This window comes from Pseudooceanicola profundi (assembly GCF_050897955.1).
Taxonomy (GTDB): Bacteria; Pseudomonadota; Alphaproteobacteria; order Rhodobacterales; family Rhodobacteraceae; genus Pseudooceanicola.
Window position 1 is genome coordinate 2,317,381 of record NZ_JBPAXZ010000001.1, and the last position, 12,283, is coordinate 2,329,663.

Annotated in this window: 8 protein-coding genes; 1 reads left to right on the forward strand and 7 read right to left on the reverse strand. The window is 65.5% G+C overall.

Annotated features, from left to right (window positions below; genetic code table 11):
* Positions 1-38: 38 nt before the first annotated feature.
* The 7 genes from addA to regB all read right to left on the reverse strand — a co-directional run bounded on the left by addA (position 39) and on the right by regB (position 11,496).
* Entirely contained in the window at positions 39-3,431 is a 3,393-nt protein-coding gene (addA, locus tag ACRARG_RS11635; RefSeq protein WP_432690173.1) for a double-strand break repair helicase AddA, read from the reverse strand.
* Positions 3,389-6,316 carry a double-strand break repair protein AddB gene (gene addB, locus ACRARG_RS11640; protein WP_432690174.1) on the reverse strand — a complete coding sequence of 976 codons (2,928 nt, stop codon included), beginning with the start codon at positions 6,314-6,316 and terminating at the stop codon, positions 3,389-3,391. The genes addA and addB overlap by 43 nt, the downstream gene beginning before the upstream one ends.
* Positions 6,309-6,968: a nucleotidyltransferase family protein gene (locus tag ACRARG_RS11645; RefSeq protein WP_432690175.1), complete on the reverse strand. Its 660-nt coding sequence runs from the start codon at positions 6,966-6,968 to the stop codon at positions 6,309-6,311. The genes addB and ACRARG_RS11645 overlap by 8 nt, the downstream gene beginning before the upstream one ends.
* Before the next feature lie 14 nt (positions 6,969-6,982).
* Positions 6,983-7,978 carry an aminoglycoside phosphotransferase family protein gene (locus ACRARG_RS11650; RefSeq protein ID WP_432690176.1) on the reverse strand — a complete coding sequence of 332 codons (996 nt, stop codon included), beginning with the start codon at positions 7,976-7,978 and terminating at the stop codon, positions 6,983-6,985.
* Complete coding sequence (gene tsaE / locus ACRARG_RS11655; protein ID WP_432690177.1) at positions 7,971-8,444, reverse strand: tRNA (adenosine(37)-N6)-threonylcarbamoyltransferase complex ATPase subunit type 1 TsaE; 474 nt, start codon at positions 8,442-8,444, stop codon at positions 7,971-7,973. The genes ACRARG_RS11650 and tsaE overlap by 8 nt, the downstream gene beginning before the upstream one ends.
* Positions 8,445-8,484: 40 nt before the next feature.
* Positions 8,485-10,011 (reverse strand): PAS-domain containing protein, encoded by a 1,527-nt coding sequence (locus ACRARG_RS11660; protein WP_432690178.1) that lies wholly within the window; start codon positions 10,009-10,011, stop codon positions 8,485-8,487.
* 90 nt (positions 10,012-10,101) lie between these two features.
* Positions 10,102-11,496 (reverse strand): sensor histidine kinase RegB, encoded by a 1,395-nt coding sequence (gene regB, locus ACRARG_RS11665; RefSeq protein ID WP_432690179.1) that lies wholly within the window; start codon positions 11,494-11,496, stop codon positions 10,102-10,104.
* Between the two features lie 101 nt (positions 11,497-11,597).
* Here regB and ACRARG_RS11670 point away from each other — a divergent pair, with 101 nt between their 5' ends.
* Complete coding sequence (locus ACRARG_RS11670; protein ID WP_432690180.1) at positions 11,598-12,227, forward strand: SCO family protein; 630 nt, start codon at positions 11,598-11,600, stop codon at positions 12,225-12,227.
* Positions 12,228-12,283 lie beyond the last annotated feature (56 nt).

Consider the following 12,283-nt stretch of genomic DNA (forward strand, 5'->3'; position numbering starts at 1 on the left):
GGCGTCGGCACTCAACCTAGGCACGGGTCCCGACCGGGTCAAGCAGTGGTAGTGTTTTGCAAGGCCGCCATGACAATATCATGGGGCAGGGGCATAAGACTTGCATCCCGCGTCCATAGAATAGCCGTTTCCACGCTGCGGTCGGGGTAAATCTGCCCCAGCGCCACGGCATAGGCCCCCATCTGCGCCAGGATCCCGCCCGGCACCTGCGCGACCTGCTCCGGCACCACGGCATTGGTCTTGAAATCCACCGCCAGCACGCGCTCCGGCGTGACGATCAGCCGGTCAATCGTGCCATGCATCCGCCCCTGCCCGGGCAGATCGGCGGTAACGGAAACCTCCGCCAGCGCCTCCGGCCCGAAGAGCGCGGCCAGATGCCCGGCCCGCAGGATCCGCCGCGCCTCATCCGTCAGCAGCGCCAGTTCTGCGCCCTCCGCCCCGTCTGACCCGCCTGCCAGCAGCTCTCCAGCGCGCAGATCGAACAGGTCGTCGCCCACGCCCGCCAGATGTTCCAGCAGCCGGTGCACCTGACGGCCCCGCCGTTTCGCCGCCGCCTCGTCCAGCCCCTCCTCCCCGGGCAGCGCCTTAGCCCCGCCCAGCTGCGACGGGCTGATCGTCTTCACCGGCTCCGCGAATCCGGGCGCGCGCTGGCGGGCCCAGTCCGGCAGCTCCGGCACCACCGTGTCGACCGGCGGCACCGGCACACTCGTCAGCCCCGCCCAGTCCCCGGTTTCCAGACGCAGCCCATGCCCCTCCGGCCGCACCAATGGCGCCGCCCCCAGAGCCTGCATCCCGTCGCGGATCCGGTCGTACCAGGTGTCGCCCGACTTCCCCAGATCGCCAGCCGCCGCAACGATCAGCCACTTCTCCGCCCGCGTCATCGCGACATAGAGCAGCCGGTCCGCCTCCTCCTCCTGCTTGGCAAGGTTTTCGTCTCTGACCTGCTTCAAAACGCCTGGCATCTCGTCCTTGCCCAGCTTCCACCAGGCCCGCGATCCGGCCAGAACCTCCCCGCGCAGCTCGTTCCGCCGCGCCTGTGTTTCCGGCATCACCACCACCGGCGCCTCCAGCCCCTTGGAGCCATGCACCGTCATGACCCGGATCCGCGACCCGGCGCTTTCCATCTGCCGCTTCACCTCCGGGTCGTCGCCCTGCAGCCAGACGAGGAACCCGGTCAGCGAAGGCACCTCGCTCATCTCATAGGCCAGCGCCTGATCCAGCAGCGCGTCGATCCCGTCCTGCGCCTCCGCCCCCAGCCGGGCCATCAGCCGCCGCCGCCCGTCATGTCGGGTCAGCAGCCGTTCGAGCAGGTCATAGGGCCGCACGAAATCCGACCGGTTGCGCAGGTCCATCAGCACCGCGCGGGTCTCGCGATGATCCGGATGCATCTCCAGCGCGGGCCAGAGGTGCCGCGTCTCCCGCCGATGCGCCAGATCGAACAGCATCTGCTCATCCCAGCCGAACAGCGGCGATTTCAGTGCGGCGGCGAGGCTCAGATCGTCTTCGGGCGTGGCGAGGAAGGACAGAACGGCGGTCAGATCCTTCACCGCCAGCTCTCCGCCGATCCGCAGCCGGTCCGCCCCGGCAATCGGCAGCCCCTCCGCCTTGCAGGCCCGGATGATCTCGTGAAAGAGCCGCCGCCGTCGGCGCACGAGGATCAGGATATCGCCCGGCTGAACGGGGCGCGCCTTGCCGCCACCCATTGGCAGGGGCGCCTTGGACTCGACCATCTCCCGCAGGGACCGCGCGATCCGTTCCGCCAGTACCACGTCATGATCCTGCGCGCCGGGCAGGTCGACCGGGTCCTCCCAGTTCTCCGGCACCTCCTGCTCCGCCTTGTCGATATGCGGCCAGAGATCGACCCGGCCGGGCAGGACGGAATGAAAGGCAATGTGTCTCTCTTCCGGCGAAAAACCGCTCTGGTCACGGCCTTCAAAGACCTGATCGACCAGCGACAGGATCGCCGGGGAGGACCGGAAGGAATGCGCCAGCGACAGCTTTTGCAGGGGCGTGCCGAGGGCAGTCAGCGCTTCGCCGAACTCCTCTCGCATCCGGTCAAACCCCGAAGGGTCCGCCCCCTGGAAAGAATAGATCGACTGTTTCTTGTCACCCACGACAAAGATCGTCCGCGCCCTGTCGTCCCGCGCGCCTTCGCCTGCGGTGAATTCCCGCGCCAGCGCCTGGATCACCTGCCATTGCGCGGGGCTCGTATCCTGCGCCTCGTCGACAAGGATATGGTCGATCCCCCCGTCCAGCCGGTAGAGCACCCAGTTTGACACCTCCCGATCCGTCAGTAGGTCTCGCGCCCGGCGGATCAGATCGTCGAAATCCAGCGCGCCCCGCAGCATCTTCGCCCGCTCATAGGCCGGCAGGAAAAGCGCCGCGAAATCGTATAGCGCCGCGGTCCGGTCCAGCGCCATCAGCGCACAGCGACGGTCCCGTGCGGCCTCAACCCGCAGGGCGAGCGCGTCGATCTGTGGCAGCTGATCGGCAATCGCCCCTTGGCTCTTCTTCGTCGGGACAGAGCCTACCTTGGCCGAAAACGGCTCCTTCGCCCCGGCACCCGTCAGCAGGCAGCCCTCAAGAATCTCCAGCGTCTTCAGCGTCGGCCCGTCCACACCCGCCAGCGCCGCCGCCAGCTTCACGTCATTGGCCGACCCCTCCGCCGCCACGGCGCGCAGCCGCGCCAGCAGCTCCATCTCTCCGCCCAGAAAGACATCCGCCAGCAGCCGCTCCCGGTCATACCCCTCCGGCAGATCCAGATCGGCAGCCAGATCCGCCCGGCTTGCCCCGCGCCCCAGCAGATCGGCATGAGAGACGACGGTCTGCGTCAGCCCCTCCATCGTCTGGCCGGAATAGATCATGGCGATGCGCGACAGCACCCCGCGCTCCGGCCCGTTGGCCAGCCCGTCCATCACCTCCGCCCGCAGATGCGCGGCGTCGCGATCTTCCATCTCCCGGAACTGCGGGCTGACCCCGGCCTCCAGCGGAAACCGTCTGAGTAGCGACGCACAGAAGGAATGGATCGTCTGGATCTTCAGCCCGCCCGGCGTCTCGATCGCGCGGGCGAACAGCGTGCGGGCATGGCGCAGCCTCTCGCCATCGACCACCGTCTCGACCCCCAGATCGACCAGAGCCTGACGCAGATCGCCATCCGGCAGCATCGCCCATTCGCCCAGCCGCCGGAACAGCCGGTTCTGCATCTCCGTCGCGGCGGCCTTGGTATAGGTCAGGCAGAGGATATGCTGCGGCGACACACCGTCCAGCAGCAGCCGCGCCACCCGGTCCGTCAGCACTCGCGTCTTGCCGGACCCTGCATTGGCCCCCAGCCAGGTCGACAGATCCGGCCGCGCCGCATCCACCTGCCGTTGCGTGGCATCGTCCCGCATCATCGCAGCACCACCCGGCGCGCCGCCTGCGTAATGTCCCATTCGCCATGCCGGGCGAGGTGATCGTAGTCGCTGATATCCTCCACCCGGAACAGCGCCCGCCGGGCAACATAGGCCTGATCGGGGTCGAAATACTGCTGGATCAGGGTCGAAAACCGCGCCCAGACCTCTTCCGTCGGCATCTCCTCCAGCGGCGCGTCGACCTCTTTCGTATTGCCGCCCAGCCCGATGAAGGCGGCGCGCACCGTATGCCGGGGATCAATCCCCTCGAACGCCCCGCGCTCCACCATCGCGGCCTCCAGCAGCAGTTGCAGATCAAACGCCTTCTGCTGCTTGGCTGAGGACATCGTGCCGGTCTTGTAATCATAGATCAGCGCGTTGCCACGCGCGTCGATATCGATCCGGTCGGCCTGCGCCGTCAGCCGGAAGTCGATCCCGGTGAGGGAGGTCCCGCCCTCCACCTCGTACTTGGCGGGTTGCCCGGCCAGTTGACGCGCCACCTCGCCCTCGACCACCGCATCGGCGGCCCGCGCCATCCGCGCCAGCCAGAGCAGCCGCGCCTCCGCCCAGGGCACGTTATCCTCCAGCACCGCCTGCGTCAGCGCCATCAGCCGGTCCACGCTCAGCCGGGTCCGGTCCGCCGTCACTTCCCGGACGAAACTCTCCATCACCTCATGCACCGCGATCCCCCGCATCAGCGCATCCGGCGCCTTCATCAGCGGGTCGAGCGGTTTCAGCCGCAGCACCTCCCGCGCATAGATCGCATAGGGGTCGCGGATCAGGGTCTTGATCCGGGTGACCGACAGTTTCCTTGGCCGCGCCTCTACCGGCGGAACCGGGGCCGGGCGCGGGGCCGGGGTGACGGGCTCCACCGCCTCCAGCGCCTGCACGAGCCCCAGCCAATACGCGCCCCGCGCCCGCGCCGCCGCCAGCTCGCTGCGCCCGGCATCGCCCAGCCCGTTCAGCAGGTTGGTCAGCCGGTTCAGCCAGCGGGAGGCGACGGTTTCCGCCTCCGATCCGCGCATGGCCCGGCTCAGCCAGACCTCCCGCGCGCCGACCGCCTGCTGGAAATCATGCGCCGACAGGCCGATCTTGCGTTCCGGCAGCAACAGACCCAGATCCGACCGCATCTGCCGGTTCAGCCAGGGATCGGGCGTCGGCGCCTCTGGCCAGACGCCTTCGTTCAGCCCGGCGAGGATGACCAGATCGGCACCCTGCACCCGTGCCTCCAGCGTGCCCCAGATCAAGATGTCGGGATGCGGCGCGGCACTGTCCCGCGCCTCCCGCCCGCGCAAAACGGCGGTCAGCAGGTTGTCCAGATCGGGCGCGGCCATGATCCCGCCGGCATCGGCGGCGCCGGTCAGCTCTTCGATGGCCCGCGCCAGCTCCTGCCCGGCGGCCTCTTCATAAAGCGGACCTGCCTCCGCCCGGCACCCGGCACAAAGCCGGTCGGCATGGGTCAACAGCCGCTCCAGCCCCTCGGCCAGCAGAACAGGCTCCGGCATCGGCAGGGTCAGGATGTGGTCCACGATCCACTCCGCCCAGTCGCCCGCGATCTCCTGCCGCTGGGTCGCGGCGAAATCTCGGATCACCTGCGCATCGGGGAAGGGTGGGCCATGGCGCCGCAGCTTCAGCTCCAGCGACCGCGTCAGCATCAGGTGCTGGTTCCGGTCCCCCCCGGCATGACACAGCGGATGCTTGAGCAGCGCCAGCAGCACCTCCGCCCCCATTTTCCGGTGGAATAGAGACATAATCTGCCGCAGGAACCGCCCCGGCGCGGTCAGGTGCAACGGCTCTCCCAGCGAGTCATCGGGGATGATCGCCCAGCGGTCGAGCGCCGATTTCACCTGCCGCGCCAGCGTGCTGTCGGGGGTAATCAACGCCGCCTTCTGCCCCGTCTCCGCCGCCAGCCGCAGCCGCAGCGCAATCGCCTGTGCCTCTTCGCGAGGGGAGGGCGCCTCAAGCAGGGTCACATCCGCCATCGCACGGTCCAGATCATCCAGCAACGGCCCTTCGGACAGCCATTGATCGGTCACCGGCGCAGGACGCAAGGCAAGCGAAACAAGGCGGTTTCGAGACTGATTTTCCGCCGACACCTGCCAGGCCGTGACATCGGATTTCCGCAGACCCAGGTCGCGCGTCAGGGACCGGAACCGGTATTGCGGATGATCCTCCGCCGTCAGCGTATCCTCCAGATGATCTTCCCAGACCGTCTCCGGCAGGTCGAAATCGAACCCGGGCAGAATAAGCGCCCCCTGTGGCAGCCGCGCCACCGCCTGCATCAGCAGGTTCGTTGCCCCGCGCGACCCGGTGGAGCCCGCAACGATCACCGGATCCTGCAGCGGCGCCTCGCGCCAGGCCTCCTGCAGAAACTCCGCCACCATCCGCAGCCGGGCCGAAGGGTCAGGCCCCTCGTCCTGCGCATCGACCTGCTGCACGATGGACAGGAATTTCAGCGCCCGCGCCCAGTGGTCCGAATGGCTGGAGACATCGAGCCCGTTCAACCCCTCCGGCGACACACCCTCCCCGCGCATTTCGTCAAAAATCCCGGCCAGACTGTCGGCCAGATCGTAGAGCGCGGCGCGCGGTGCCAGCCCCGGCTCCCGGTCCAGCAGCGCCTGCACCAGCTGGATCAGCGACAGCCGCCGCCGCAGGGCCGAAACCGACGCGGGGATGCGCCCCGGCGCAAAGGTTTCCCCAAATTCAGCCAGCAGATGGATGCGCGGCATCAGCAGCGCCGGCCCGGCATCGAAAATCGCCCGGACCCGCCGCTGCATCCGCCGCGTGTTCACGATCAGCTGCACCCGGCCCAGAGCCTCCGGCGGCTGGCCGGCCATCCGCGCCAGGATCCCGTCGACCAGCAATTGCGGGAAATCGACGCCGGGCGGCAGCCCAAAAACGCGGGGTCTGTCCGACGGCTCAAACATGGCGCGCCAGCATCTCTTCGGCCAGCGTGATCCCCTCGGGCCGACCCACGTCGCACCAGTAGCCGGGGTATTCGACGATCCGCAACCGTCCCGCCGCCAGCATCCGGTCCCACAGAATGTTAAGCGAAAACGCTGTTTCCCCGATCTCCGCCAGCCCCTCTGTCCGCAGGATCTGGACGCCGGAATAGATCAGCCCCGGCCCACGCGAAACCAGACCCTGTTTCACCTGAAAATCACCTTTTCCCGCATGACCCACCGCCCGCTCCGGCGGCACACCCAGCAGCAGTGCATCGGCCGACCCGTCCCAGTGGTTGCGCACAAATTCCACCGGATTGGGCCCCGCCCAGATCGCATCGCTGTTCATCGTCCAGACCGGCCCCGGCCCAAGCAGCGGCAGGGCATGGCGCAACCCGCCGCCGGTCTCCAGAATCTCCGGCTCCTCCCGGACTGTCACCACCCGGTGACCGGCAAGATGCGCCTCCAGCATCTCCGCCCGGTAGTGCAGATTCACGACGATGGGCCCGGGCACGACAGCCTCTGCCAGATCCAGCGCATGGTCGATCAGCGGCCGGCCCGCGACCTCTACCAGAGGTTTCGGCCGGTCCGCCGTCAGCGCGCCCATCCTCGTGCCAAACCCGGCAGCGAACATCATCAGAGCCTGCGGCATCATCGGCGCAACCGCTCCAGCACCTCCGGCGCGGGCTCCGGCAGGTCGCGCAGCACCTGCTCTGCCACCGGAGCAAGCGCCGGATGCGACAGGTTACGCATCAGATGGCCCCAGACCCGAGGGATCAGGTCGACGTAATGCTTCTTGCCGTCCCGCCGTGACAGCCGGGCAAAGACACCGATGATCCGCAGATTCCGCTGCGCCCCGCAAAGGTGATAGCGACGCAGCAACTGCTCCCGATCCAGACCCTGTTTCACCACGAAACGGTCAATCTCCGCCGCCTCGACCTCGGCCGAGACATCCCGCCGCGCATCCATCAGCATGGAGACGAGGTCATAGGCCGGATCACCCATCATCGCGTCCTGAAAATCCAGCAGACCGGCCCGCGCCGCGCCCGTCCGATCGGGCAGCCACAGCAGGTTCTCAGCGTGATAGTCGCGCAGGATCACGACGGAGCACTGCAGGTTTTCCGCCAGAACAGGCTCGAAAACATCGACAAAGGCGCCGCGCGCATCCGGATCGGCGCCGCTGCTTTCCGCAAGGTACCAGTCATAGGCCAGTGCGCTGAGCTGCGCCATCCGTGTGGCGTCATAGCTCTCCAGCCCCTCGGGCGGGGCGGAGGCATGCAGATGCATCAGCGCATCCGTGGCCACATCGTAGAGCAATTGCTCAGGCGACAGATCGACGGCGAGTTTGCGCGCGTAAAGATCATCGCCCAGATGTTCGAGGATCAGAAAACCCTTGGCTTCATCCGACGCATAGATGCGCGGCGCGGACAGACCGATGCCGCTCAGATATTCCGCGATCCGGACAAAGGGGCGGACGTCCTCGCCGGTTTCCGGCGGTGCATCCATGATCACGGCAAGTCCGGGGGGGCCGGCCATCCGGAAATACCGCCGGTTGGACGCATCCCCGGCCAGGGGCAAGATGTGGGCATCTTTCCAGCCCGCGTCCTCGACAAACTGCTGGACCATCTCCCATCTGTCTTTACTCACAGTCGACCTTTCCGAATAGACGTCCACACACCATCTCGGGCCCGGTCACATGGATCCGCCGCGACCTGTCGTCAGTAACCGTAAAACCCAGCTGCACTGCATCCGCAGGCGCCTGATCGCCCAGCCGGTCCGGCCATTCTATCAGACAGACGGCCGTGTCAAACGCAGCGTCCAGCCCCAGCTCCACCACCTCCTCCGCAGAGGTCAGCCGGTAGAGATCGCAATGCCAGATCTCTCCGATCCGGGTCTCGTAAATCTGCACAAGCGTATAGGTGGGAGAGGGAATATCCTCCGGCTCGTCAAGAACCGACTGAATGAGAGACCGCGCAAAATGGGTCTTGCCGGCCCCCACCGGCCCGTCGAGCATAAGCGTGTCGCCCGGCTGCAGCATTGCGCCAATACGCTGCGCCAACCCCGCGGTCTGCTCCGGCGAATTGGTTTCAAACTGGCGCTCATAGGTACCCATGCGCAGACATTACCCGGTGGCAGGGTGCCTGCAAGCAGAACTAAAAAAGGGATAAGGCCGGCTCGCCGCGCAGGTCGGTTTGCACGTCCCGGAAAACGGCCATCGTGGCACCGCCCTGCAGCGGTCGGAACTGACAGCCAAGCTCTGCCCCGCTCAACAGCCGTGCCGTCCCGCTCCAGTCCGTGCGCCCTTCCATACCGGCGACAAAATCCCGGAAATCGCCCCAAATCGGCGACGGCTCGCAGTGTTTCTGCCAGTGCAACGTCGTTTCGTTGACTCCGGAGTTCAGCTCCGCCGGAGGCAGATTATGGTGCCACAGCCGCAGATACGCGGGATTGCAGTAGCTGAGCGTTCCGTCCGAGGAAAAGACCGCGATTGCCTCGTCCAGTGCTTCCATCACGGATTGGGTGATGTCGATCTGTTCGCGGAACCGGCGGGTCAGCGTCACCTCCGCGCTGATATCTTCGAACAGAAAGGCGACTGCGCCATTGGGGTGCGGCCGTCCCGTCACGCGGTAGGTGCATCCATCGGGCAGTGACCAGGTTTCCTGATATGACCCGTCTTCCGCCTCTGCGATCAGCTTCAGAAATCTGTCGCGCCATCCCTGATAGTCGCGCGGCTCCGGCAGGATCATATACTCACGCAACTGGTCGAAAAAGGTCAGGATCGGTGGTCGTGACGACAGGAATTCCGGCCCCAGGCCGGTCAGATCCAAAAGCGCAGGATTGAACAGCGCAAGCTGCCGGTTCCGGTCAAAGATGGCCAGCCCGGTCGAAAGCTGAGCAAAGGTTTTTGTCAGGGTCTGCACGAAAGAGCGCTGCGCGGCCTCTGCCTTGACGACATTGGTGACATTGGTCGCATGCATCAAAGTCAGATCGTCGATCTGTATCTGGGTTATGTCAAACCACTGGTCCTTCAGTGGCTTTCGCGGCACGAAACGGCAACGACCCTGATCTTTTTCCGGCCTGTTCAGCGTCTCGTCCGCGATCCGCAGCAGCGGGCGGGACGTGTCGTGGCCTTCCGGTCCGATCTTGGCAAGCGCATCATAGGCCGCATTTGTCCAGGCAACCTGGCCGGTCTTGTCCTCCAGCCAGACGGGGCAGGGAAATAAATGTAGAGATTCCCGTGCAATACGAGACTGATAGTCGCGCAAAAGGTCCCAGTGCCTGGCGACGATGTCATCGGTGTTCGCATCGGTCAGAGTCACGCGGAGCGACCGGTCCGTTCCGCAGAGTTCCAGCTGTGCCCCGTCGTCATCCCGTATTGCGGGAAACATCCTGACGCGTCGCGATGTATCCGACAAATCCGCCAGGGTCAGGCCGGAAAACCGGAATGCGACCATGTTGAACAGTTCGCGGACCGAACCGTCCCAGCCAAATCGTTCCAGCCGGGCGTCGATGTTGAAACGCTGCCCGCACTGGCTGCTCCGGATCAGATCGATCCTGGCGACGTTTTCGGACTGCACCGGGCCCCGGTCCCTGCGGTAAAGCAGCCATGCAATTCCGGCAGTTAGTATCGCCGCGCCGGCGGCCAACCCGACCTCTACGATCGTAACAAAAGAACTCATCTGCCATCTCCCCGATCGGAGCGTAGAGGCGAATAGTAAACCAATCGTTAAGATTTTAAGCGCGAAAGTCAGGCTAGACGCCGAAGCGCGTCATTTGCCAATCGGCCGGTTTTCACCTATGGGGATCAGGCCGGAATGACGCGCCTCCACACGGCTGCGTGGCCAGGCGACTTCCACAATTGCGCCGGTGCGTTCCGACCGTTCACCCAGCAGCCCGTGCAGATCCCGACCATTGGCAAAGCTCAGCTCGGCACCTGTCCGCTCCAGCAGGGTTTTGGCGATGAACAACCCCAGCCCCATCCCTTCATAGGCCGGGCGGTGCGCGTGGTCCGGCCAACCGCGCCGCCGCCTCATGAAGGGATCTCCGATCCGCCCGATGACCTGCGGCGCATAACCCTGCCCGTCGTCCATGATCCTGACCGTTATGCGGTCCGGGGACCACCGCGTTTCGACCCAGACATGGGATGACGCAAAATCCACCGCATTCTGGACCAGGTTGCGCAGGCCGTGAATGACCTCGGGCTGGCGCAGGATCGCGGGCGGCAGCGCCTCGGCCCCGTCTTCCGGTCCGGATTCGAAATGAATGGCTTTGCCGCGGTCCCGATGCGGCTCTGCCGCCTCTTCGATGACGGTCGTCAGAGGGGCCTGCCGCATATGCAGGTCATCCTTGCCGGCGCGGCCCATCGACCGCAGGATGTCCCGGCACCGGTCAGCCTGTTCCCGGATCAGACGGGCGTCTTCGGCAAGATCGGGGCGGTCATCCAGCTCTTCGACCAGTTCGGATGAGGTCAGCTTGATCGTGGCAAGCGGTGTGCCCAGCTCATGCGCTGCCGCGGCCACCACCCCACCCAGATCGGTCAGCTTCTGTTCCCGCGCCAGCGCCATCTGCGTCGCCTGTAGCGCGTCCGACATCGAATGCAGCTCTGTCGCGATCCAGCGCGAATAGATGCCCAGAAAGATCACCGCGATGACAATGGCCAGCCACTGGCCGAACACAAAGACATCCGCGATCTGCAGAAGGAACCCCTGTGACGTCCGCAGCGGCAGATGAAAGGCGGCCAGCACGGTCACAATCGCAATCGCGACAGAGCCGATGAACAGCGTCGACCGGCCGGTCAGCGCCATGGCCGATACGGTCACCGGACCAACCACCAGAATGGAAAACGGATTATGCAACCCGCCGGTCAGATACAGCAGGAACCCCAGCTGCAGCAGATCGAACAGCACCATCAGAAGGTTCTCGGCCTCTGAAAGCCGCTTGCTTTCGGGAAAGACAAAGCTCGACACCAGGTTCCCGATCACAGAGATGCCGACGACCATGAAACACAGCCCGTATTCCAACGACAGCCCGTAGACCTCCCGCGCAACCAGCAGCGCGGCCAGCTGTCCGCCGATCGCCCCCCAGCGCAGCAGGATGATCGTGCGGAGCCGGATCCAGTTGCCCCGCTCCTGTCCCTTCAGCACGTCGAAATCGGTATCAGCCATCTGGTTCAGGCACTCTGTCGCAATTGGAAACCCCTGCCGGCATTGTTATGTGTCCCGCAGGTGCCGTGCAATGCGGGCCCGCCGCCGGAAAGGATCCTGACATGACCCGTATCTATGCCATTCTCGCCGGGGCCGTGCTGCTCTGCCTGCTGGCGGGCCTGTGGCTCTTTACGCTTGGCCGGGGCGGCGACGACCGCTTTGCCCAGTGCCGCAGCTCTGCCATTGCCGGCGGCACGGATGCCATTGGCGGGCCCTTTACCCTTGTCGACGAGACCGGCGCGACTGTCACGGACACACAGGTCATCGACGAACCGGCGCTGATCTATTTCGGCTACACCTTCTGCCCGGATGTCTGTCCGCTTGATGCCCAGCGCAACGCACAGGCCGTCACCCTGCTGGAGGAGCGTGGCATGAGCGTGAAGCCGGTCTTCATCACGATCGACCCCAAACGGGACACGCCCGAACGGCTGGCCGAATTCACCGATTACATGCATCCCGACATGGTGGGGCTGACCGGATCGGACGAACAGATCGCAGCCGCCAGCCGGGCCTATCGGACCTATTACAAGGCCCAGCCGCCAGAGGACGGGGACGAGGACTACTATCTGGTCGACCATTCGACCTTTACCTATCTTTCCCTGCCGGAAACCGGATTTGCCGACTATTTCCGCCGCGATACCACACCGGAAGAGATGGCCGATCGTGTCGCCTGTTTCCTGCAGGTACAGTGATCCGATCCGGATGAAATCGCGTAATCTGAATATTTGACGGGCCGGACGACCCGGTC